Annotated in this window: 23 protein-coding genes and 1 pseudogene; 18 read left to right on the top strand and 6 right to left on the bottom strand. The window is 67.5% G+C overall.

Going from position 1 to position 23305, the window contains the following annotated elements; genetic code table 11:
- The first annotated feature begins 103 nt into the window (after positions 1 to 103).
- The 5 genes from ABZ796_RS13150 (at position 104) to ABZ796_RS13130 (ending at position 5631) form a co-directional block, all read left to right on the top strand.
- The gene (locus ABZ796_RS13150; protein WP_357337371.1) at positions 104 to 988 is read left to right on the top strand and encodes a LuxR C-terminal-related transcriptional regulator; all 885 of its coding nucleotides are present in this window, start codon (positions 104 to 106) and stop codon (positions 986 to 988) included.
- A 76-nt stretch (positions 989 to 1064) separates the two neighbouring features.
- Positions 1065 to 2000 carry a helix-turn-helix domain-containing protein gene (locus ABZ796_RS13145; protein ID WP_357337369.1) on the top strand — a complete coding sequence of 312 codons (936 nt, stop codon included), beginning with the start codon at positions 1065 to 1067 and terminating at the stop codon, positions 1998 to 2000.
- A 118-nt stretch (positions 2001 to 2118) separates the two neighbouring features.
- Complete coding sequence (locus ABZ796_RS13140) at positions 2119 to 4536, top strand: molybdopterin cofactor-binding domain-containing protein (RefSeq protein ID WP_357337368.1); 2418 nt, start codon at positions 2119 to 2121, stop codon at positions 4534 to 4536.
- A gap of 26 nt (positions 4537 to 4562) precedes the next feature.
- Positions 4563 to 5042 carry a (2Fe-2S)-binding protein gene (locus ABZ796_RS13135; protein ID WP_357337366.1) on the top strand — a complete coding sequence of 160 codons (480 nt, stop codon included), beginning with the start codon at positions 4563 to 4565 and terminating at the stop codon, positions 5040 to 5042.
- A gap of 25 nt (positions 5043 to 5067) precedes the next feature.
- Entirely contained in the window at positions 5068 to 5631 is a 564-nt protein-coding gene (locus tag ABZ796_RS13130; RefSeq protein WP_357337365.1) for a flavoprotein, read from the top strand.
- 7 nt (positions 5632 to 5638) lie between these two features.
- Here ABZ796_RS13130 and ABZ796_RS13125 read toward each other — a convergent pair whose 3' ends face one another.
- Positions 5639 to 6142: a hypothetical protein gene (locus tag ABZ796_RS13125; RefSeq protein ID WP_357337364.1), complete on the bottom strand. Its 504-nt coding sequence runs from the start codon at positions 6140 to 6142 to the stop codon at positions 5639 to 5641.
- Between the two features lie 504 nt (positions 6143 to 6646).
- Between ABZ796_RS13125 and ABZ796_RS13120 the strand changes: the two genes are divergently transcribed.
- A complete protein-coding gene (locus ABZ796_RS13120; protein ID WP_357337363.1) occupies positions 6647 to 7543 on the top strand; it encodes a helix-turn-helix domain-containing protein in 897 nt (298 codons plus the stop codon).
- Positions 7544 to 7800: 257 nt separating this feature from the next.
- A complete protein-coding gene (locus tag ABZ796_RS13115) occupies positions 7801 to 8832 on the top strand; it encodes a hypothetical protein (RefSeq protein WP_357337362.1) in 1032 nt (343 codons plus the stop codon).
- Positions 8833 to 8887: 55 nt separating this feature from the next.
- On the opposite strand, the gene ABZ796_RS13110 is transcribed toward ABZ796_RS13115, so the two are convergent.
- From ABZ796_RS13110 to ABZ796_RS13090, 5 genes are all read right to left on the bottom strand, one after another.
- Positions 8888 to 9379 carry a hypothetical protein gene (locus tag ABZ796_RS13110; protein ID WP_357337361.1) on the bottom strand — a complete coding sequence of 164 codons (492 nt, stop codon included), beginning with the start codon at positions 9377 to 9379 and terminating at the stop codon, positions 8888 to 8890.
- 127 nt (positions 9380 to 9506) lie between these two features.
- A complete protein-coding gene (locus ABZ796_RS13105) occupies positions 9507 to 10913 on the bottom strand; it encodes a hypothetical protein (protein WP_357337360.1) in 1407 nt (468 codons plus the stop codon).
- Between the two features lie 17 nt (positions 10914 to 10930).
- Positions 10931 to 11371, bottom strand: a complete 441-nt coding sequence (locus ABZ796_RS13100) for a hypothetical protein (protein WP_357337359.1) — start codon at positions 11369 to 11371, stop codon at positions 10931 to 10933.
- 167 nt (positions 11372 to 11538) lie between these two features.
- Positions 11539 to 12186: an NUDIX domain-containing protein gene (locus ABZ796_RS13095; protein WP_357337358.1), complete on the bottom strand. Its 648-nt coding sequence runs from the start codon at positions 12184 to 12186 to the stop codon at positions 11539 to 11541.
- A 29-nt stretch (positions 12187 to 12215) separates the two neighbouring features.
- On the bottom strand, positions 12216 to 13442 hold the full coding sequence (locus ABZ796_RS13090) for a helix-turn-helix transcriptional regulator (protein ID WP_357337357.1): 1227 nt from the start codon (positions 13440 to 13442) through the stop codon (positions 12216 to 12218).
- A 170-nt stretch (positions 13443 to 13612) separates the two neighbouring features.
- Between ABZ796_RS13090 and ABZ796_RS13085 the strand changes: the two genes are divergently transcribed.
- The 11 genes and pseudogenes from ABZ796_RS13085 to ABZ796_RS13035 all read left to right on the top strand — a co-directional run bounded on the left by ABZ796_RS13085 (position 13613) and on the right by ABZ796_RS13035 (position 23296).
- Positions 13613 to 13879, top strand: coding sequence for a DUF6284 family protein (locus tag ABZ796_RS13085; RefSeq protein WP_357337356.1), 267 nt, complete (start codon positions 13613 to 13615; stop codon positions 13877 to 13879).
- Between the two features lie 19 nt (positions 13880 to 13898).
- A complete protein-coding gene (locus ABZ796_RS13080; protein WP_357337354.1) occupies positions 13899 to 14114 on the top strand; it encodes a hypothetical protein in 216 nt (71 codons plus the stop codon).
- Positions 14111 to 14473 (top strand): hypothetical protein, encoded by a 363-nt coding sequence (locus tag ABZ796_RS13075; protein ID WP_357337352.1) that lies wholly within the window; start codon positions 14111 to 14113, stop codon positions 14471 to 14473. The genes ABZ796_RS13080 and ABZ796_RS13075 overlap by 4 nt, the downstream gene beginning before the upstream one ends.
- Before the next feature lie 3 nt (positions 14474 to 14476).
- Positions 14477 to 14689 (top strand): hypothetical protein, encoded by a 213-nt coding sequence (locus ABZ796_RS13070; RefSeq protein WP_357337351.1) that lies wholly within the window; start codon positions 14477 to 14479, stop codon positions 14687 to 14689.
- Positions 14689 to 14871, top strand: coding sequence for a hypothetical protein (locus ABZ796_RS13065; RefSeq protein ID WP_357337349.1), 183 nt, complete (start codon positions 14689 to 14691; stop codon positions 14869 to 14871). The genes ABZ796_RS13070 and ABZ796_RS13065 overlap by 1 nt, the downstream gene beginning before the upstream one ends.
- A gap of 2 nt (positions 14872 to 14873) precedes the next feature.
- Complete coding sequence (locus ABZ796_RS13060) at positions 14874 to 17177, top strand: cell division protein FtsK (protein ID WP_357337348.1); 2304 nt, start codon at positions 14874 to 14876, stop codon at positions 17175 to 17177.
- A 266-nt stretch (positions 17178 to 17443) separates the two neighbouring features.
- Positions 17444 to 18541 (top strand): helix-turn-helix domain-containing protein, encoded by a 1098-nt coding sequence (locus ABZ796_RS13055; protein ID WP_357337347.1) that lies wholly within the window; start codon positions 17444 to 17446, stop codon positions 18539 to 18541.
- Positions 18528 to 18767, top strand: a pseudogene (locus tag ABZ796_RS13050) (WhiB family transcriptional regulator); the annotation flags it as partial. The gene ABZ796_RS13055 and the pseudogene ABZ796_RS13050, both read left to right, overlap by 14 nt.
- A 170-nt stretch (positions 18768 to 18937) precedes the next feature.
- On the top strand, positions 18938 to 19945 hold the full coding sequence (locus ABZ796_RS13045; protein WP_357337345.1) for a bifunctional DNA primase/polymerase: 1008 nt from the start codon (positions 18938 to 18940) through the stop codon (positions 19943 to 19945).
- Positions 19945 to 21507, top strand: a complete 1563-nt coding sequence (locus ABZ796_RS13040; protein WP_357337343.1) for a DNA cytosine methyltransferase — start codon at positions 19945 to 19947, stop codon at positions 21505 to 21507. The genes ABZ796_RS13045 and ABZ796_RS13040 overlap by 1 nt, the downstream gene beginning before the upstream one ends.
- Positions 21508 to 21529: 22 nt before the next feature.
- A complete protein-coding gene (locus tag ABZ796_RS13035; protein WP_357337342.1) occupies positions 21530 to 23296 on the top strand; it encodes a hypothetical protein in 1767 nt (588 codons plus the stop codon).
- The last annotated feature ends 9 nt before the right edge of the window (positions 23297 to 23305 follow it).

Genomic DNA, 23305 nt, shown 5'->3' with positions numbered 1-23305 from the left:
GTGTGGGGCGGTCACCTTTGGTCCGATACCCCCGGAAGAGTGCCCTCGAAGGAGGGGGTGTGCCTCTTGTTGCCTGTGATCGTCGTCACTTACGCTCAATGTCATGAGCAGCCCCACGATCGCCCCCGAGGTGCCGTACGACGGGTCCCGGATCGCCCAGACGCTGGCCTCGTTCCGGTCGGCCTCGGGGCTCGATCTCGCCTTCGGTGGTCCGGTGCGCGGCGACGGCACTGCCATCGACATCACCGCGACCTACGGCGCCAAGGGTGTCTCGCTGCGGGGTCTTCGGGTCGTCAACGGAGAGGGCCTGGGTGGGAAGACCCTGCAGACCCGCCAGCCCGGCTCCGTCGACCACTACTACACGGCTCGCGGGATCACCCATCTCTACGACACCGCCGTCGCCCAGGAGCAGATCCAGACCGTCGCCGCCCTGCCGATCCTGGTCGACCGGGCCCCGCGAATGCTCATCTACCTCGCCTCCCGCTCGCGACTCGGTCTCGGCGGTGTCTGGTTCGACGGGCTCCGTCCGCTGATCCGCACCCTCGAGCGCGAGATCCTGATCGACGACGAGGTCCGCAACCGGCTCTCCCGGCTGGCGCCCACGCCCACTCCCGCTCCGAGCTCGGTCGACGCCGCGGCGAAGCGCGATCTCGCCGAACGCCGGGAGATGGCCGCCGAGCTGACCGACCTGGCCGGCCAGGTGGTGGACCCCGAGGTCCGCAGCCGTCTGGAGGCGATGGTGCTGCGGCTCACCGCCGTGCCGGGCGCGAAGCCGGCTCAGCTCGCTCCTGTCGTACGGCTGGCCGCCCGCGAGATCGACGTCCTGCGCCAGGTCGCGCTCGGGAGGAGCAACCGCGAGGCCGCCGAGGCCCTCGGGATCGTCGAGAGCACGGTCAAGTCCTACCTCAAGAGCGCCACCCGCAAGCTCAACGCCAACAACCGCGTCCACGCCGTCCGGATGGCGCGTGAGGCAGGCCTGATCGACTGAGGCCGCAGGCTTCGGTGACGCGGAGCGCCCTCGTACGGGGGTACCGGCCGGCGAGCGGGGTGCGCAGTATCGCGGCATGACGCATGGAGACTCGGGCGACGTGTCGGAGAGGTGGCGGACCGCGCTGGCGGACGCCTTCGCGGGGCTGCAGTCGGAGCGGTTGCCACCTGGCCAGCACGTGCCACGTGGCCCGTTGGCCGGAGCGATCGAGCACGCCAGCCTGGGCCGGGTCGACGCGTTCCGCGTCGGCGGCACCCCGCAGGTCGTACGCCGCACCCGCCGCTCCCTCGCCGACGTACCGGACGAGCCGTTCAAGGTGTGCCTCCAGCGCCATGGCCGGTCCGTCGTCCGGCAGGGCGGCACCGAGCTCATGCTCAGGCCCGGGGACATCGCGATCTACGACACCAGCCGCCCCTACGAGCTGCGTTTCGACGAGACTTGGGAATGCCTCGCCATGACGCTTCCGCGCCGTGCGCTGGCGGTCTCGGACGCCGTGATCGAGCGGTCGATGTCGCACGGCTGGACCGCGTTCGACGGCAGGACCGGCGTGCTCGGGCATCTGCTGGGGAGTGCTGTCCGCCAGGCCCCGAGGTCCGGGGGAGCGACGCATCTGGGCGAGGCCGCCATCCAGCTGCTCTCGAGCCTGGTCGGCGGTGACGACCTGGCCGACCCGGGGGAGGCGCTCCGGGCGCGGATCATCGCCCACGTCGAGGCGCACGCCACCGACCCGGACCTCGGCCATGATTCGGTGGCGGCAGTCCACGGACTCTCGCCGCGCAGCCTGCACCGGCTCTTCGAGGGCCAGCCGCGCTCCGCGATGGCCCACCTGCGGGAGTTCCGGCTGATGACGATCCGCGACGCACTGCTCGACCCGGCTCAGGCCGCGCTCTCGACCGCCTCGATCGCCGCCCGGTGGGGATTTCTCGACCCGTCGCACTTTGCCCGCACCTTCAGGTCGCGCTTCGGGGTCACTCCGGGCGCGCTGCGAAAAGACGCTCTGACCTCGGTGTGAGCCGATTGCTCGAGATGGCGCGGAAAGTCAACGAAGTTGGCGTTCCATGGCGACACAGGTGTGACGCGGCGCACATAGCGTGACCAGGACCTTGACCGGACCTACGGAGGTAACCGCCTTGTCAACACATCCCGAGACGCCATCGGGCCTGTCCGTATCGGGCCTCGCCGAGCACGAGCTCGGCCGCCGCCGCTTCGTCGGCTACCTGCTGGCGGCCGCCACCGTCACCGGGGCCGCCCAGCTCGGGATCGGCCTTGGCACCCCGGCCGCGGCCGTCGTCCCGGGGGTGCCGCAGCCGGCCGATCTCTACGACCTCAACGACCTGCTGACCGATGCCGCACGGCCCACCGCGAACCTGATCCAGGTCGTCGTCGACAAGGACGGCACCGCATCCTTCGAGCTGCCTCGTGCCGAGGTCGGCCAGGGCATCACGACCTCGATCGCGATGCTGATCGCCGAGGAGCTCGACCTGCCGCTGAGCAAGGTGAACGTGACGTTGTCGAAGGCGCGTCCGGAGCTGATCTGGAACCAGATGACCGGCGGCTCCAACACGATCCATGCGATGTACACGCCCGTACGTGTGGCCGCAGCCATCGCTCGTGGCGCGCTGCTCGACGCCGCGGCGATCGCGCTCGCGCAGCCCCACGACACCCTCTCCGTCCACGAGGGAGTGATCACCGCTCCGGGCGGTGCCTCGATCTCCTACGGCGAGCTCGCGACCTCCGCCGCGGCTCTGGTCACGAAGGTCGTCGACGTCGACCTCAAGCCGAAGTCCGACTTCGCGGTCATCGGCACACCGCGTCGCCGCAAGGACGCCCTGGCCGCGGTGACCGGCACGAAGCAGTTCGCGATGGACCTCGACGTCCCGGACGCGCTGCCCGCGATGGTCTGTCGCGCCCCCGAGCACAACGGCACCGTGCGCTCGGTCCGCAACCAGAAGGACGTCGAGGCGATGCCGGGCGTGACGCATGTCGTCACCATCCCCACCGGTGTGGCGGTACGTGCCGGCACGTTCGGCCAGTGCATCAACGCCGTCCGTGCCCTCGATGTCGAGTGGAAGCCCGGGAGCGTGAGCGGCCGCTCGGACGCGGACGTCCTCGAGGAGCTTCGCGGCATCCAGCGCCCGATGGCGGTGCCGAACGTGGAGGAGCTCCTCGGCACGGTGACCGACGTGGCGGGCGGGCTGACCGTTGGTCTGACCGGTGGCCTCACCGCGGCCGACGTCAAGACGCTCGACACCGACTACATCTTCTACACGCGCAGCGGCTCGCCGCTGGAGACCAACTGCGCCGTCGCCGACGTCCGCGCCGACAAGGCCACGATCTGGGCCGGCTCGAAGACCCCGATCGTGGCCGCCGAGAGCATCGCGCTCGAACTCGGCCTGCCACCGACCGCGGTGACCTTCAACGTCATGGAGTCCGGCGGCTCCTTCGGCCGAAAGCTCTTCTGGGACGCGGCGCTGGAGGCCGCCCTGATCTCCCAGAAGTGCCAGGCGCCGGTCCGGCTCATGTGGCACCGTGCCGACGAGCCACGCCAGGGCCGCAACCACCCGATGGCGACCTCCCGGGTGCGTACGGTCTGGGCGGGGGACAACATCCTCTCCGTCGAGCAGCAGCACACCTGCACCGCCACCGACTACCGCCACGGCTTCGGCGAGATTCTGACCTCATCGGCCATCTCGCTCCCGGCCGGGGTGAGCAACCTGGGCGTGTCGGAGACGATCTTCGTGACCTCCCAGCAGGTGCCGTACGACTTCGGCGTCACCACCCAGGGACTCATGGAGACGACCAGCAAGGCGATCAACTCCGGCGCGGTGCGCAACGTCTACTCACCGGACGTACGCACGGCCCTCGAGCTCACGATCGACCAGGTCGCCAGGAAGATGCGGCTGAGTCCGGTCGAGTTCCGGCTGAAGTACGCCAAGGAGGACCGCCTGCGGCGCGTCATCAAGCAGGTGGCGGCCGCCGGCAGCTGGGGCAGGTCGATGCCCGCCGGCACGGCCCAGGGGATCGCGGTCCACCAGGAGTACAAGGGCTACTCAGCCTGCCTGGTCGAGATCGACTGCCGTCCCGAGACCGTGAACCGCAAGGTCCGCCACGGCGTCACCGGCCCCCGCGTCACCAAGGTCACCTTCGCCATCGACTGCGGCGAGGTGATCAACCCCAAGGGCGTCGAGGCGCAGATGCAGGGCGGGATCATGGACGGCATCGCGCTCGCTCTCACGGCGAGCACCCACCTGGAGGACGGCCACTACCTCGAGGCCAGCTGGGACAACTACTTCTACACCCGCCAGTGGAACACCCCGCCCGACGTACGCGTCTTCGTGATGGACCCGGTCACCGACATCCCCGGCGGGGCGGGGGAGGCCGGCGTCGCCGCCTCGTTCGCGGCGGTCGCCTGTGCGTACGCCCGGGCGACGGGCACCACGCCGACCTCGTTCCCGATCAACCACCACGACCCGATCGGCTTCGAGGTGAAGTCCTTCGTCCCGCCCGTGCCCGCGTCGCCGACCGACGGCCTCAGCCACACCTACTGACCGAAGACCGATCGAAAGGGATCGCCATGCCCAACTACACCTTCACGCTCAACGGGGAGAAGGTCACGGTCGACGTCGAAGACAGCGAGCGCCTGCTGTGGGTGCTGCGCGACGTCCTCGGCGTGCGTGGCCCCAAGTACGGCTGCGGCATCAACGTCTGCAAGGCCTGCACGTCGCACATCAACGGCAAGGCCTTCAACCCCTGCGCCACCCCGATCAGCGCTCTCGACGAGGACGACGAGATCACCACCATCGAGGGCCTCGCCGGCTCCGTCGGCAAGGACCTGCACCCCATGCAGGAGGCCTGGCTCGACGCCGACGTCGCCCAGTGCGGCTACTGTCAGCCCGGCCAGATCATGGCCGCCGTGGCGACCGTCAACAAGGCCCACGCCGAGGGCCGTTCGGTCACCGACGCCGACATCGACGAGATCCGCAACATCTGCCGCTGCGGCACCTACGTCCGGATCCGGGAGGCGATCAAGGCCGGCGCCGGCAAGATGGGCTGACCGCTCGGTCGCGTACCCTCGCGGGGTGGCCATCGTCGGAGTCATCGCCTGCGCCGCAGGCGGTGTGGAGCAACTCTGCGACGAGCTGGTCACCCCGCTGGTGCACGCCGGCCACGAGGTGCCGGTGACCCTGACGCCGACCGCGTTCAGCTGGCTGAGCGCGAACGGCGAGGCCGAGCGCATCGAGGCCATCACCGGGTTCCCGGTGCGGGGACCGAGCCGCCTCCCGTGGGAGCCACGCACGCACCCCGCGCAGCTCGACGCCATCGTCGTCGCCCCCGCGACCTTCAACAGCACCGCCAAGATCGCCCTCGGCCTGGCCGACAACCAGGCGCTCACCGTCGTCACCGAGAGCCTCACGACCGTCCCCGTCGTCCTCTTCCCGCTCATCAACGCCGCCCACGCCGAGCACCCCGCATGGGCGTCCCACACGGCCGCCCTACGCGCCGCGGGCGTCGACATCATCGAGGGCCCCGACCTCTGGCCGCTCCACCCGCCTCGTCAGTTGCCACCTGACCAGAGACTCCCATGGGGCCCGATCGTCGATGCCGCCCGGCGGGCCGTGGCTCGCGGCACGTCACGGACCTAGGAGACCCCTACGAGCGATGGGCGTACCGCCTGGTCTTGTCGAAGAGCTCCTCGACGAGCTTCCGAGTGGCCGCATGGTCAACCACAGCAGTTTCCAGCAGGGCTCCGTCGTTCGGGCTACCGACATCGTGAACCGCCATCGCCGTCGATGAGAAGGAGTTGTGAATCGCTGTCGCGAGGTCACGAGCAGTCTCGGATACCGCAACATCAGGGTGACCGGCAGCCAGGACTTGAAGCTGTAGACGAAGCTCTCCCTGTCGCCACTCGAGGTCACGAAGCTCCTGACTTCGAAAGTCAGGATCTGCTGTTCGTCCAGCGAGGCGTCGCGGATCAGCACCGCTGAGATAGTCGAGGACGGCACCTACGACGGATCCATCCCGTTGCTGTTGCTCCTGACGTCGACTGCGCGCCTGCGAACGGAGCGACATCCATGTGCTGAGCCACGATCCGGCGAAGCCTCCGACTCCACCGACGACGGCAACTGTGAGCGCGAACCAAGCCGAGTCGGTCATCGGGAGTCCTCCTTCACCCGACTCAAGAGACAAGTCGCTATGCGCGCACGCGACAAGATCGAACGCTAGGCGGCGGCCCTCATCAGGAGATCTCTGAGTCGATGATGTCCCCTGATTTGGATACGGGCGTCGGCGAACGTTGTACGTCCTGCTGGGCGGGAAATCGAACCGGCCCCGGATCTGCATTTCTGCAGGTCCGGGGCCGGTCTCTCTGTGGACGATACTGGGTTTGAACCAGTGACCTCTTCCGTGTCAATCGAATCCAACTATTCGGGAGATGCCAGCCACCTTGGAGTCGCCAGTCCACAGACGTCCACGGGAGTCACTGGCTGACAGCTGGCATCGTCAGGCAGTTTGTCAGGCAGTCAAGGCATGCCAGCACTGCGATTAGCCCGCGTCGACGTGCCGGCGCGGTCGAAGTTCGACCGAAGGCATCCCTAAGATTGGGGGGGCGACGATGCGGTTGTCAGTGGACTCGATCAGGAGCCAGGGGAGTATGCATCCATGACACAAGAAGATCCCGAACGGCCACCAGGACAGGCGGCCCAGGAGGCCGCGGGCAAGGCGATCGCCGCGGTCATCGGGGGTGCCGTAGGTGGGGTGCCGGGTGCCCTCGTCGCGATCGCTCTTGAACCCGGTTTCATCGAGCTTGCCGCACGTTCGTGGAACGAGTTGGCGGATCTTCGCCGGAGGTCGGCGGGCCTCATGATCCAGTCTGCCAGCCATCAGCTCGGTGGCGATCCGGAGGCGGTAACGAAGGCAGCCTTCGCTAGCGAGGCCAGGGCTCAGATGTTCGCGGATGCGCTCCAAGCGGCCGCATCGACTGCAAACCAAGCGAAGATTCAGGCCCTTGGCAAGGCGCTCGCGAACGGACTTTCCGGGGACGAGGCGAGGGTGGATGAAGAACGTCTGATCATCGCCGGCCTTTCAGGTCTTGAGGAACCGCACATTCGACTTCTTGCAAACCTGCCCCGAGAACGTGGGCGGCCGACGTCGACACCGTCCGGATCTGCGCGTAACGCAGGGGCACGTCGTGGCGCGCGTTTGGGCGAGGTAGCGGATAGGTCAGGCCTCAGCAACGATGCAGCGTTCAACGTCATGGCCGAGCTGGTGCGTACGGGAATGGCAAGGCAAGACGGATACGGCAGCGAGCGACGTCACGACCGACTCATTCTCGATCTTCAGGAAGAGGTTGCAAAACTGCAATGGATCGTCCAGAACCTTGGTAAGTCGCCCAGCGGCAATCGGAAACCGTCGAAACTATCAAAGCCTGGGAACCTAGTCGAACCTGGCTTCGGGCGAACCCTTTTCGGAGATCGTTGCTTGGAGTACCTGGAAGTTTCGGCGCCTGACATCGAGTATCCAGAGGAAGGCGACGTCGAACATTTGGGCGAGAGCTAGCGCCGTCCTGGCTCGATTCGTCTCATGTCAGGAGTCACGACCCTTGCTGACGGTGGGTCGGATCATGGCGCCGACGAACTTGTGCTCATCCATCGCGCGGCGGTGGGTGAGGTGCAGGACTGACCGATGGTGGTCGACAGTCTTGGGAGTGGCGTGCACAACGCATTTAGCTCCGGCCGACCGTTTGGCGCCCGTTCGATCGACCTGCTGCTGGCGATCCATCCCCGGCGGTCGTAATTCGCTGCCACAATCCGGGTGTGGAAATGCAACGCTTGGAAGCGCGCGTCATTGGCATCGCGGAATCCGTTCGTGCCGGACGCAAGGTGGAGGACGACCGCGTCGAACTCAAGAGCGTCTGGCCGACCGACATCTACAAGACGGCCCGGCAGATCGCCGGCCACTGCAATGCGAGTCGGGGCGAACCGATCCTGTGGATCATCGGCCTTGATGAAGGCAACAACGAGGTCGTGGCCAGCGACGACGCGGAGTTGGCCAACTGGTGGCCGCAGATCAAGAGATGGTTCGACGGCGAGGCCCCCGAACTCACAGCACTAAGCGTCCCGCTTGGGGTGGGACAGCAGGTGATGGCGTTGCGTTTCGACACCATGCGCGCCCCGTACGTCGTCTCAACCGAGAAGGGTGGCCGGGTCGAGCGGGAGGTTCCCTGGCGCGTCGGGAACTCAACGCGGACGGCTCATCGACATGAACTCCTCGCCTCCCTGGTGGCTGAGGCGACGGTCCCCGAGTTCGAACTGGTCTCGGGGCGCATCGTCCTCGAGGTTCAGGAGGTTGATGACCGTGTCAGCCCACCGCAGGAGCGTGAACACAAGATGCGCATGGAGGCCGTCGCCTTTGTCTCGGCAGTTGACGACGTATTCCTCCCCCAGCACCGACAGTCGTGGCGGCTTTCCCTTCCCGGCATCGAGGACATCCCTCTATGGGTCCAGGTCAAAGGGTCGTATCGGATTGGTAGGTACACCCGGAGCGGCCTGCCGGAGCACGAACAGATCGGCAATATCGAGGTTCACGACCACAGCGGGATGGCGATCCACAGTTCGGGCGAGATCACCATTCGCTTCAACCAGATGCACATTGACGAAGCGACCGCCCGCGTGCTCCGCAACGCGCCTGCACTGACCTTAACTGTGACCCTTCCGATCGACCGCAGTGCCCGATCCATTGCCTTCACAGCAGAGTTCTTCCACATCGCCGGATCCGAGCAAGGCTTAACGGACGATCGGGTCGGGCCTCGCATCCTGGCCGAGTTCGAGGCCCGTCCGAACGGCTGAGATGCTCAAGCCCATATCCGCGGCCCGAGGGCCGCGACAGAGGTCGTTTGGCGACCTAATGGGAGTCTCGGCTCATCGGGTCGGGCCCCGCCAGTTCGCGGAACCTCACCCAAGTGGCGCGGCACCAGGCATTCATTTCGTGGTACCTCTCTTCAATCTCCTCCTCGCTAGGAATCTTCGTTGTCTCTCCAGTGCGGGGATGGAGCATCCGATGCTCTGTGAACCCTTCGATGAGTGCCACGCCGTTCTCGTCTGGATCGGTCTCGACTACGTCATAGCGGAACAGTGAGTGAGCCAGCCTGTTGCGGTAGTCGGAGAATGTCTCGAGCTCCGCCGCACGCGTTGGGTCTACCTCCTTGAGTGCTTCCCGCAGTTTCCATGAGCTAGCGGCCAACTTGAGGTGTTCATTTTCTTGCGGAAGGCGCTGCTCGCGACGAACGAATACAAGGCGGGCGGCGTGGTCTTCGCAGGCAGCGAACATCACGGAGATGCGTCCGATGTTGTGGTAGTGCCGATCCCGCTCTGAATCGGGAAGGATGTCGCTCACGTTGGATCTCCTAAGGGCGCGGTGGATGAGTGTGTGTGATTTATCCGGCGAACTCCGGAAATCGCAGAACTGACGCGTGGCAGCACGCGGTGCAGCGCCGGTGATGCTCGCTAGTTGAGACGACGGGCTATGGCAGTGTTAGAAGGCCTTTGGAGTTGGCCAAGTGATCTCGGAGCTCGTTGCGGCGTGACGGGTCTGATTGCACGATGCGGAGCGCTTCGAACAGCGTGACTGTGTCGATCACGAGTCCATCGTCAGCCTCGTAGTTGGTGACGACTTCGGGCTTGTTCGCAAACGGTCGGCCCCGGTCAAACGGATCTCGCTGACGGTTGTGATTGGTAACGAACCATCGCGCGCTCGGACGTCGCTGCTTCTCAAGGATGAACGACTCTGCCCATCGGCCTGTCTTGAAGAGGTCAGTTTCCTTTGCGCCCTTGGTGTAACCCTTAATTTCGACGATGGCCACCCATTCTGGGTCGCTGGCGATGCCAGCGCGGAGATCCTCGCGACGCTTCCCCTCGGGCCAGATCTCGTCCATGTTCGTCACCTCGAACCCGAGATCGCCAAGGGCTCGCTGCACTGCGCGCTCCAAGACCTCACCGTCCTTGGCAAGAAGCGCCCGCTCGTACGCCTCGGCCCGCTCCCGTTCAGCATTGAGCTCGGCATCGAGCGCCTCTTGTTGCTCACGCAGTTTGGCAACTTGGGAGAGGATCTCGGACTCCAACTGTTCCTTGTGCGCGATGATCTCGAGTTCGGCGGCAGACTTCCACGCAGGGTCGTTGTCCCAGTCGGGGACCACCGGGAAACGGGTGGGATAGAGCGTGTGCCACTCCCGGAGGGCCTCCCTGAGCCACGCCGGTATGTCAGGGATGTCCATTGGGATCACCCACACTGATGCCTCCTCGGACCGTGCATAGCTTCCAGCGAGGATGCAGTCCTCTGGACCGAAGAGGAATGGCCGGATCTGGAACAACCCCGACGGCGGGGCGAAGCCCGATACGAATGTGCGTGCGATTGGTGTGTGCCTCTCGCGCTGTTTCACTACGGGAACCATGACCCGCTTGACCAGATCTGCCAGGCCTTCAGGTAGGCCGTCGCTCTCTCTGATGTGACGACCGACGATCGCCTCTCCCTGAACAAGCAAGACGTCCGGCCGGCTCCCTTCGCCCTCAGGCGGGAAGACATCCAAGGCTACATCGTCGTTGAACTGGTTCTCAGGTGCGAGCCAGATGAGGCAAAGCTGGTCTGGATACCTCCGCTTCCAGGACGGCGGGTAGTTGCCAGGCCGGCGCCAGCCGTTAGCCTCAGGCACGAACCGTTCCTCGCTCGGGGGCTGGGCCGTAATGAGGACGTCCCACTCGGTCAGGTTCACTTCATCGGGGGACTCGATCACCTTCACCGTCGGGACGAATCTGCGCAGTTGCTCAGCGATGTACTCTCCGAGCTCCACTAGGGACAGATGGACAAGAACACGGGGACCGGGTTGTCTGGTCAGGTATGCACCCGGCTGAACGCCGTCGTGGTCAGTGTTCACAATCGCTCGTCTTCGTGTCAGTCGTCGATCTCCGCGGAGCCCATCGTCCAGCCCGACACTGCGCTAATGCGTCCGCGCCACCAGGGAGAACTCGGGCCAAGGCCACCGTTGGGCGCAATCAGGCGCGCGTCACGTAGATGAATGTGACGAGGGGGAGGGGGCTCCGTCTCGTCTTCTGCGTCCCCTCCAAGGTCTTCGAAGAGCCTCGCCAGAGCGGCGTTCACATCTTCGTGACCATTCGCTGCGCGAATCGAGTCCGCGACCCCTCCTGAATACGTCTTGAGCGAGACCAGAGTGCCCGACACAAGACTCCCGCCCAGATTGAGGGTGATCCCCATGTTGAGTGCGTGCTTGTTGGCAATGCTGACCAGGATGCGCAGCACGTCATCGCCACCCTCGAGGGGCAGATCTGGCCTCTGATCCGTGGGTTCAGGCTCTTCCATTGCAGGCGTTGTCATACCCCGCACACTATTGGGCAGCACCGACAATTTTGGCCGTTCTGCTCGCCGTAGCGGTGTTGACGCCCGAGAAGCACCCGCCCGTCGGACGTCTGGGCGCAACTAGTCGAGCGCAGCCGTTGTAAGCGAGCGCCTACTTTGTGGCCGCTCCTCCCTCACAGAATTGGCTACAACCGCTTGCGAGACCGCTCAGTGTTCCAAGTCTCGATGGCTTCCGGACGCCAGAGCGCCGTGCGGCCCACGTGCTTTCCTGGGCTGGGCATCTGACCACGGGCCGCGTATGCGCGAATCGTGGAGGTCGCGACGTTGAGGTGTTTCGCCACGTCCTCTGTCGTCCACCAGTCCAGGTCGGCCGCGTGAGTGGCCTCTCCGTGTTCGAGGTAGGCCATCTGCGTCTCGCGACGCGCGTCGATCGCTGCCTGAACTCGACGAGCAAGACGCGGGATCAGCAGCTTGGGCAGCTCAGAACTGGGGAAGTAGTCGTACGTCTCCAACTCGTCGGGAGGCAGTGCGATCGCGCCACGTTCTGCCCGCGAGAGCGTTCCGCCGTCGAAGACGAACAGGATCTTGTCACCCTCCTTGTCCGAAGGCGCCCAATCAGCCACGAGGAGCTTGGTGATCTGGCGATCCAGGCCTAGCTCTTCCTTGACTTCGCGCTGGCATGCACCGATGGGTGTCTCGCCTGGCTCGACGTATCCACCGGGGATCTCCCACCCTTCCTTGTATGTGGGCTTGACGAGTAGCACATGGTCGGCGGCATCAAAGAACAGTGCGCCAGCGGCGACGCGCGGCTTGGCCATCGGCGGGGTCGTCATACATCCACCCTAGGAGTAGTCGCTCCCACTCAGGCCACGCGGAGTCGATCCGCGAGTCCCTTCAACTGGTGGCTCGGCTTGCCCTTCTGGGTCCGGACCCAGGTCTGCACCAGGTGGCGGCTGAGGAAGTGGTACCGAACCTGCTCCGGGGCAAGCTGTTCGGCCCTTAGGACCTCGGTCAACGCCTCCTCGCGGCGGTTGGCGGTGCTCAGCGCTCGTGCAACCTCAAGCGCGTGACGTACGCGCCGCTCGGTCGTGGCCCCGGACGTGTCGAGGGATGGCCCGAGGTTCAGGGCTTGCTGAACGTCGCCGAGTTCCATCGCGGTCGAGACGCGATGCATTCCGACGTTGGTCGGTCCGAATGCTGTCCAGAGGTAGTTACCATCACGCCCGAGCCGCGCAGCCGTGCGCTCGGCCACATCGAGAAAGTCGCGAGCAGTTGAACGGTCGTCGTTACGGGCCGCCGCCATCGAGCCGGCCAGAAGCCCGGTTCCGTACACCGACAACAGCGTTGCCCCTGGCTTCACAAGGTGAGGCTCCAGGAACTCAGCAGCATGGTTCGTCAGGCTGACCGCCTCCGCGTACGAGCCCGTCGACAGAAGTGAGTGGGCAACGGATCGCATCAGCGAGCCGATGACGACCGGGTTTTCGCTCTGGTGAGCCGCTTCGATACCCCGGTTGGAGGCGTTCCACGCAAGGTCGGCCTCACCGAGCTTGGTGAGCACTGTCGCGGCAAGCTGATAGGCCAAGGCGAGTCGTCCCGACGCGGTGCGGCGGGCGTCGCCGGCCTGAGTGCTCACCGAGTAGCGCGCCGCTGGGATGAAGTCAACGAGGCGGCTGACGACGTACCCAAACTTGGCTTGCTGGTAGCCGTCCCAGAGGTCATCCAGCGAGTCTTTGAGGCGATCCAGGCTCATCGGTTCGCGATCGTGCTCCGTGCCGATGTTCATGCCGGTGACATGTCGGTAGTCCATGAGGACCGAGCGCAGAGCTGGGACCGTCTGTTGACCGCTGTCCTCGGTCCACTCCATCAGTCGCGGCTCGTCGATCAAGTCGGCTAGCGAAACGTCGAGCGCTTCGGCCAGCGCGCTGAGCACCGAGAGCCGGTCCAGATCCATCCGGCCGTTCTCGATCTTGCTAAGCCAGTCGACCGTTCGACCGACGCGGCCGGCGATGACTTCCTGCGTAAGGCCTCGGCGCTGGCGGTACCAGGCAATCCGCTCTCCGAGCGTGAGTTGTGTCGTCATTCCTCGCATGGCCCCAACCCTCGCCTCCCGAGAGGTGTCGACCCCGGAATTTTTCTCCGGGCTGTCGGGCGAAACCGCTCCTAGCGTCTAAGTCGAGCAAGAACCGCCGCCTAACTGAGGGTAGCGGGCTAGACATTACAGCGCAACGCTGTATTGTGGTCGATTGAGAGGACCTAGAGATGTTGGAGCGCGAACCCACGCTCGACGAACTGGCCGCGATCGAGGCCGAGTGGCCGCAGATCGCTGCTGAGTGCGACCTGGTCGGCGCCGAATGCCGTCTCCTCGTTGACCCGGCTGACGTGCTCGCCAAGCGGGCGCATCGCCGGGCGTGGAGCTCCCTATTGCTCTTGCTGGTTCAGCAGGCCAACCACGACGCGGCGCTCTCCGCCGCGCCTGTCTACACCCTCATCAACCCGAGCTCGGCCGATCCGGCCGAGGCTGCCTGATCTCGGAAGGAAACCAGTCATGGTTGCTGCACCTTTGCTCGTCATCTTTCTGATCGCGGTCTTCATCGCGATCAAGTGGGCGGGAACGTCTCCCGCCGCGATCATCCTCGGAGCGCTCACCGGTCTTGCGCTGGGCGCGACCACCGCGATCGGTGGCCCGATCCTGTCCGGGATTGAGTCCGCCTCGTCCTCGGCGATCGTGACCTTCACCAACGCAATTGGTGGTATCCGATGAGCGCCGCACAGTCCTGGGACCTGACCTGGGTCGCCACCCTTCTCGAGGGCCTCCCGAACGTCGAGCTCCACGGGTTCTCCGTCGACGTCGAGCCGAACCTGGCCGCCGCCAAGGTGGTCGGCACCTCTGGCCGGCGTCCGGTGGTGCGGCTGGCGATCCGCCCGGCTGGCTACGAGGCCGCGTCCAAGCTCGCCGAGTTCCTGCACCTGTCTGAGCACATGACCGCCGACACCGAGGACGGTCTCGGCCTGCTGGTTCGCCACACCTGGGCCGGGTGGGAGGTCGCTGCCTCTTCCGAGGTCGATGTGTGGGTCGAGATCACCACGACCCAGCGGGTCTGGTCCGAGGCGGTGGCCTGAGTCATGGCTGTCGAGTACACCGGCCTGTTCGGCCACGGCACCGTCAAGGACACCGCGCGCCACGTCGCCAGGATCCAGGGCGCGAAGGTCGCGAAGAAGCTGCCCGGCTCCAAGGACCCGCACGCGGGCAAGAAGGCCAGGGTCGGCAAGGCCTCCGATCCGTACCGGAAGAAGAAGCCGGTCAAGCGCACCAACCCGGTGGGGAGGTGGGGGTGATGGCCAAGCGCCCCAAGGTCACCGTCATCCGGTCGGGACACAACACCCCCGACATCGTCGTCGACCCGTCCTCGAGGACTCCGTACGTCCAGGTCGGCGTCCACGCCATCACCCCGGCCGCCGCCCGGGCCCTGGCCAAGAACCTGACCAAGGCCGCCCGCCTTGCCGAGAAGGGAGCCTGAAAATGAGCACGACGCCCAAGCACGAGACCCAGGACATCGGGGTCTACGACCTGGACGCGGTTCGCCGTGCCCGAGAGGCCGGCCCTGAGGCCGCTGAGGGCACCGCCGCGGCCGATGCTGCCGGTGTTGCCGCTCAGCCTGTCCCTGAGCGCAATCAAGACGCTCACGACGCCAACCCTGTCGGCGGCGCTCAGGCCGACGACACCGAAGACGACACAGACGCCGCTCCGGAAATCGTCGACGGCCAAGTGCTCGCCATCCGCGAGGAGCGGTCCAAGTCGGTCGCGGCTGCGCCGCGCCGGGAGATCCTTCCGGCCTGGGCCAAGGACCGAGAGTCGGCGAAGTCGGCCGCCGCGTGGGCGGTGAAGCACTACGGGCACACCACGACCTACCACGGGGTGCGTCTGCCGACGTACTACGCGAAGCTGGCTGCTTGCTCGCCGCTCGGCCTGGGTCGTGTCCTCGCTGCGTTCTGGGGCTGGATCTTCGACACCGCGGACCGGGACAACCGGCTGGCCGTACGCGGCAACACCACCGACGCCGCCTCATACCTCCGGCTCCGCGAGGACCACCGCCGCCAGATCAAGGCGCGTCTGTTCCTCGCCTTCCTCGTCCTCCTGGGTGTGACCGGCGTCGCCGCATTCGTGGTCTATGGGATCGACTCGATCATGGTCCAGCTCGGTCTCGGCCTGGCTGCTCTGGCCGGTCTCGGCGTGCTCGGCCGCAACCCGGACAAGCCGATCACCGGCCGCGCCGTGGACACCGCCAAGGAGCCGCGGCTGACCTCGGACCTGATCCTCAACGCGCTTGGGTCGCTGGGTCTGGCCCGGCTGAACCAGGCGATCGCGAAGGAGGGTTCGAAGGCGATCGCGTTCGTCTCGCCGATCATGCGCGACGGCGCCGGATTCCGCGCCGAACTCGACCTGCCCCCGGGCGTGACCGCCTCGGAGGTGATCGAGCAGCGCGACCGCCTCGCCTCGGGGCTGCGTCGCTCCCTGGGGAAGGTGTGGCCCGAGACCGACCCGGAGGTCCACGTCGGCCGCCTGGTCCTCTACGTGGCCGACAAGTCCCTGGCCCAGTCCAAGCCCGCACCCTGGCCGCTGGCCAAGGGAGGGCCTAACGGAGGAAAGGTCAACGTGTTCGAGCCGATCCCGATCGGTGTCGACCAGCGCGGCCGCCCCGTCACCGTCACCCTCATGTTCGCCGCCGGCCTGATCGGCGCACTCCCGCGGATGGGTAAGACCTTCACCCTCCGGCTGCTGTGCCTCGCAGCCGCGTTGGACCCGCGCGTGGAGTTGCACACCTACAACCTCAAGGGCGGCTCCGACCTCGGCATGCTCGACGCCGTGGCCCACGCCAACCGCGCCGGTGACGACCCAGAGGACATGGACTATCTCATCCGCGACCTGCGCGCTGGGGCGATCGAGATGCGTCGCCGCTACAAGGCCATCAAGAACCTGCCGCGGGAGGTGTGCCCGGAGTCCAAGGTCACCGACGCGCTCGCCAGCGACAAGGCCCTCAAGCTGCACCCGGTCTTCTGGGCCTTCGACGAGACGCAGGTGATGTTCGAGCACCCCACCTACGGTCCCGAGATCGCCGAGATCGTCACCGACCTGGTCAAGCGAGGCCCCGCCGTCGGGATCATGGTCTGGTGCGCCACCCAGCGCCCCGACGCCAAGTCCATCCCCACCGGCATCTCCGCCAACGCCGTCCTGCGGCTGTGCCTGAAGGTCATGGGCCAGGTCGAGAACGACATGGTCCTGGGCACCTCGATGTACAAGTCCGGCATCCGCGCCACCACCTTCGGCCGCAAGGACCTCGGCATCGCCTACCTCGTCGGTGAAGGTGACGATCCGATCATCGTCCGCTCGAGCTACGTCGACTCGCCCACCGCCGAGGTCATCTGTGCCCGCGCCCGTGCCGCCCGGCTGGCCGCGGGTCGGCTGACCGGGACGGCGGCCGGCGAGGTCCTGCCCGATGACGAGACCGGCTCCATCCTCGACCACCTCCTGGCGGTGTGGCCCGAGCACGATCCGGAGTGGTCGACCGGGAAGGTCTGGTGCGACGAGCTGGCCAACCGGCTGGCCGAGCACAACGGCTCGCTCTACGCGGGGTGGACCGGCGCCCAGGTCACCGCCGCGGTCAAGCCCCACGGGATCCGCACGGTGCAGGTGAAGAAGACGGTCGACGGCGAGCAGGTCAACAAGCGCGGCCTGATCCGGCGCGACCTGACCGACACCCTCGGACACACCGACACCGATAACCCCGAAGACGGTCCGACCGGAGGTGTCCTGGCACCCGTCTGAGCCCAGTCTGGAGCCCGGTTTGGTAGCCGTAGCGGCTGCTACCCGTAGCACCCCTGCTACTACCGAAACTGCTACCTGACCTGCGGCGTAGCACCGTAGAACCCCTGCTCGCACGCCTGTTCGAACCCGGATCTGGGCCGATCCGACCCCTCCCGCGCCCTGCTACCGCTACCGACCTCGCCGAGGCAGCGGAGAAAGCCTCCGAAACGCGATCGCTGGCCCAAGTCCGTACCTCATCCATGCCTGAAACAGGAGAACTCACCGCCATGAACGCGCACACCGCCTACACCGAAGGCCGCCCCCACGGCCACACACCCACCAGCCGCTCAACCCGCCCCTCCGGACGTCCCTCTGGCCTTGCTGCAGTCGGCCTCGGCATGACCGGCGTCGGGTTCGTCCAGGTCGCGGTCACGATCGCACCGCAGGTCGCCGCGATGATCCCCGCCGCCGGCGCCGCGGCTCCCGCGGTAGGCGTGGCCGTCGCCCTGGCCGCCGATGTGGTGTGGGCAGCTCTCGGGCACACCACGATCCAGGCCTACAAGACCGGCCAGCGGGTCGCCGCCTACGGCTTCGGGGCCGCCACGGCGATCGCTGTGGCGGTCTCTACGGTCCTGCTGGCTGCGGTGGGCCACATGGGCCCGTGGTCGGCGATTCCGGCGCTGGCGGCGCTGCTGCTGGTCGCTGACGGGATCCGTGACCAGGTGACCGTGTCGCCCGAGACGGCCGCATACATCCGGGCGCGGACCGCCGAGATCCGCGACGAGCGCGCCCTGGCGGTCATCGAGGCCCGTCGCAAGGCGCATATGGAGACCATCACCGGGTACGGCGAGTCGGCCTGGCTCGCCGCCCGGACCCACGCCCTGGCCGGGATGAAGGTCACCGTCGAGCGGGCCGAGCACAAGGCCGCCAAACGGCTCGCCGCCTCGGCCGAGAAGCACGCCGCCGGCGCCGTCGCCTACCGCGAGCTGCTCGGCCGCCAGCCGGTCCCGGACCCTGACACAACCCCTGACATCGAGGGTGACACCGCCCCTGACAACGAGCACGACGCGATCACCGCCCCGGTCGACGCGGGCACCCCGGATGTCAGCCCGGATGTCAGTGCCACCCCGGCCCTGACCGTCATCCCTGACACCCACGACATCGAGGACCACGCGGAGGACAACGAGGATGACGTCGACACCGGGCTGTGCGCCATCTGCGTCACCGACCTGGGCGAGGACGACGGCAACCACGTGCACCCCGCCTGTGCTGCCGTCGAGCTGCGCCGAGTCATGAGCGTGCCCGAGGTCGCGGAGCATCTCGGCGTAACCGAGCGGACCGTCTACCGCTGGACCAAGGAGGCGAACCGCGATGACGTCGCCTGACACCACCGCCGTGCACCCCGGTGACCTGCCGGGTGCGCTGTGCCCGCAGACCGACCCTGAGGTTTTCTTCCCCGAACCCGGTGGCAGCCCCGCGGCCGCCAAGAAGGTCTGCGCCGGCTGCGAGGTCCGACCCGACTGTCTCGCGCTGGCGCTGTCCCTCGGCAACGTCATGGGCGTGTGGGGCGGCCTGACCGAGCGCGAGCGCGCGAGCCTCAAGCGCACCGCCCGGACCCCGGCACCTGGCCGCCGGATCTGCCCGGGCTGCGAGAAGGAGTTCACCCGGCCCACGCCGCACGCCATCTACTGCGGCGACCTGTGCCGCCAGAAGGCCCGCCGCGCCACCAAGGCCGCCTCCGCGGCCCGCCGCACTCACACGAGCCCGAAGAGGGCCGCCTGATGTACGCCGCACCCCAGACCCGCCCGATGCTCGCCGGCGCCCTGGCCGCCGCTGCCCGCGGCTGGCACGTGTTCCCGCTCCTGCCGAACACCAAGCGCCCCGCACGCCCCGACCACCGCGCCGCTGACTGCACCGGCACCGACCCACGCTGCCGAGACGGCCACACCGGCTGGGACGCCCGAGCCACCACCGACGAGACCCGCATCCGGCGCGCCTGGGCCGACGACGCCCCGACCTACGGACTCGGGATCGCCACCGGTCCCTCCGGCCTGGTCGTCATCGACCTGGACACCGCCAAACCCGACACCGAGATCCCGGAGCCGTGGAACCGGTTCGGGATCACCACCGGGGTCGAGGTACTCGACCACATCGCCGGAGCCCGCGGCGGCACCATCACCCCCACCTTCACCGTGCGTACGCCCTCCGGTGGCACCCACCTCTACTACCGAGCCCCCGAGGGTGTCCGGTTCGGGAACACCGCCGGGACGATCGGGTGGCTGATCGACACCCGCGCCCACGGCGGCTACGTCGTCGCCCCGCCGACGATCATCGCGACCAACACCGGCGCGAACTGCTACGCCGTCGTCGAGGACCGCCCCCCGGCACCGCTCCCGCTGTTCCTGCTCGACCTCCTCGGCCAGCGGCGCCACATCGCTCCGGCCGCCACACCGAAGCGCCTCGATGCCCGCGCTGAGCGTGTCCCGGCCTACGTCGCGGCCGCCGTCAACGGCGAGGTCCGCAAGGTCGCCGAAGCGATGCCCGGCCAGCACAACCACACCCTGTTCTGCGCCGCCGTCGCCCTCGGCCAGCTCGTGGCCGGCGGAGCTCTGGCGGAGCACACCGCGTACGACGCGCTCACCGATGCCGCGCACGTCCTGATGGCCGGTGGCTGCAACTGCACCCCCGGCGAGGTCGACTCCACCGTCCGCTCCGGGTTCGCCACCGGAGCCCGCAACCCCCGCACCCCGCGCGACAACTCCCACACCAACCCGAGGAAGGCCGCCTGATGACACTGACCGCTGTCGACTACTTCTGTGGCATGGGCGGCACCACGAGCGGCCTGTTCGAAGCCGGGTTCGAGATCAAGGTCGCCGCCAACCACTGGTCACGCGCGATCGAGACCCACTCGGCGAACCACCCGGGCACCGAGCACCTGTGTGCCGACATCCAGCAGGTCGACGTCCGGTATCTGCCCAAGGCTGACCTGCTGTGGGCGTCCCCGATCTGCACCGAGCTCTCCCAGGCCGGCGGCCGCAAGAAGCCCCGCGACCTCGACCAGCCCGGCCTGTGGGAGGAGCACGGCCACGTCCCCACCGAGGCGTTCGAACGCACCCGGGTGACGTTCTGGGAGGTGCTGCGCTACGCCGAGGTCCACAACCCCGCCGTGATCCTGGTCGAGAACGTCGTCGAGGCCGCCGACTGGCACCTGATCACCACCTGGCTGCACGGCTGGACCAGCCTCGACTACGACGTCCAACTCGTCTGCGTCTCGGCCGCCCACGTCGGGGGCGAGGACAACGACCCGGCGGCGCAGTGGCGTGACCGGATCTACTTCGCGCTCACCCGCAAGGACGTGCCCCTGCTCGACCTGGAGCCCCGCCCGCTGGCGTGGTGTGAGAAGTGCGGCCACGACGTCGAGGCCCTCCAGTGGTGGAAGCCGCGCACCAAGCGGATCAACGGGATGCCGGTGGGCAAGTACGGACCGCAGTACATCTACGTCTGCCCCGAAGGCGACCACGGCCAGATCGAGCCCTACGTCGCCCCGGCGGCCTCGGTGATCGACTGGACCGACCTCGGCGTACGTATCGGCGACCGCGAAGCCCACGGCATGCGCGACCTCGGCCCCAAGACGATGGCCCGCATCAAGCTCGGACTAACCACGATCGCCGACCCGGTCCTGATCGGTGCCGGCGGCAACACCTGGGACGCCGCCAGCGGCGCGAATAACGCCTATCTGCGTGCCTGGCCACTCATGGAGTCCCCGACACCGGCCCAGGTGACCGCGATCCAGAACGGCATCGCGATGAGCGAGCCGTTCGTCACGATGAGCCGCAAGCACGGCCGCAACCACCCAGTCACCGCCGGCCCTATCCCGACGTTGGCCGCCGGCGGCCGCCATCACGGCCTCACCATCCCGCCGGGCGCGTTCATCTCGGCCCACCACGGCGGCTACGCCACTGCCGACCCCTCGATGAACAAGCCCGTCACCGAGCCGCTGCGCACCCAGACCGCCCAGCTCAACAAGTCCCTGGTGATCCCGTACCGGAAGGGAGCCAAGCCCTACCCGGCGACCACGGGTGCGCTCTCCACGCTGGCCACTCGCGAACAGCACGCCCTGCTCCAGGCCGCGGTCGAGGTCGAGGACTGCTACTTCCGGATGCTCAAGCCGCGCGAGGCCGCCTGGGCCCAGCGCTTCCGCCGCGACTACGTCATCACGGGCAACCAGGGCGAACAGCAGATGCAGGCCGGCAACGCCGTAGCGGTCAACGTCGCCGCCTGGCTCGGCCGCTGCGCCGGGGACGCCCTCGGCTGGGGCACCACCCGCCGCACCCACCAGACAGCCGCCTGAACACGACCACGGGAGGTCACCGATGACTGAGCACACCACCGAGAACCACGACCGCCGCACCCCGCTGCGGTCGCTGTCCGAGGACGGACGACCGCGCGTCAAGGTCGGCTCCGACCCCGCCTCGATCACGGCACTCTCCGAGGCGCTGGACCAACGGCTGCTCTCTGACACCTACGTCCGCGACGGATCACCCGTCGTCCTGGAGGAGGTCTCCGGCGCGGCCGAGGTGGTTGCCGGCGATGAGGACGCCCCGCCGCCGCTGCGCTCCACCGAGCTTCGTCCGGCGCTGCTGGCTCGGCTGCTGGCTGAGCAGGCCGAGGTCTACCGCACCCGCCAGCGCGCCAACGGTGGCGCGACCTATGACGAGGAGATCACCCCGCCCCGTCACGTCCTCGAGTCCGTGCTGTCCCGCTCGCACTGGCCCGGTCTGCCGGTGCTGCACAAGGTCATCACCACGCCCGTCCTGCGCCCGGACGGCACCCTGCTGCAGACCCCGGGCTATGACGAGGCGACCGGCTACTACCTCGCCGGCCGGATCACCACCGACCCCATCCCCGAGCACCCCACCGCCGAGCAGGTCGCCGAGGCCCGAGAGTTCCTGCTGGGCACGTTCCTGCGGGACTTCCCGTGGCGTACGCCCGCCGACCGGGCCAACTACCTCGCACTGCTCGCGACCCCGATCCTGCACCCCTTCACCCGGGCGCTGAACCCGTTCGGAGTCGTAGACGCCACCATGCCCGGCTCCGGCAAGACCATCCTCACCAGCTGTGTCGGACTGCTGGTCGGGCAGCGGGTGCTGACCTGGACCGACTCCGAGGAAGAGCTGCGCAAGAGCATCACGACCGTGCTCGCTGACCAGGTCGGCGTGATCGTGTTCGACAACCTCATCGAAGGCTGCGTTATCGACTCGGCTGTCCTGGCCCGGCTGGTCACCGAACGGGTCTGGACCGACCGCCGCCTCGGTACCAACGCCGCCAGCTCGTTCGCCAACGACCGGCTGTGGCTGGCCACCGGCAACAACCTGCGCACCGGTGGCGACATGGCCTCACGAGCCGTGTGGGTCCGTCTCGACCCGGACTGCCCGCACCCCGAGGAGCGCACCGGGTTCGGGATCCCGAACCTCGACACCTGGATCCTCGACCCCTCCAACCAAGCCACCGTGCTGCGGCACCTGCTGGTGCTCATCCTGGACTGGACCCGTGCCGGCGCACCGGTGTCGAAGACCGTGCCGCAGATGCGGCAGTTCTCTCGCTGGGCGCGCTACCTCGGTGGCTTCCTCGAACACCACCAGGTGCCCGCGTTCCTCGCTAACCACGCCGAGTCCCGCGACCTGGACGACGACTACGCCGAATGGCGCGCCTTCCTGCTGCGCTGGCACCACCTCACCGGCGAGCGCCGCCTGACCGCGGCTGAGCTGCGCTCCAGCGCCGAACCCGACCCCGGCATGCCCGACCGCTGGGAAGGCACCTTTCCCACGACCACCGCAGGCCGCCTGCTCTCACCCAAGAGCCTCGGCCGGATCCTGACCGGCCAGATCGGCCGCTGGCGCGGCACCGTCGTCCTCCGAGCGGAGACCGACAGCCACACCAAGGCCCGCGCCTACTACGTCGAACGCCGCCCCGAGAAGACCCAGCCGACCACCGCGAAACCGGCTGGACCAGAGGGGGTGAGGGCACCAGTCAACGACGGTCTGTTCCCGAACCCCGAATCAAACCCGCAAATACCGCAAACACCGCAGAACCCCAACCTGACCAGGGAAAACAGCATGCGGCATTTAGTACCGGGCTAGAACCCGCAA

It is taken from the genome of Nocardioides sp. NPDC047086, assembly GCF_040643685.1.
Taxonomy (GTDB): domain Bacteria; phylum Actinomycetota; class Actinomycetes; order Propionibacteriales; family Nocardioidaceae; genus Nocardioides.
This window is presented reverse-complemented; position numbering and strand designations above follow the sequence as displayed.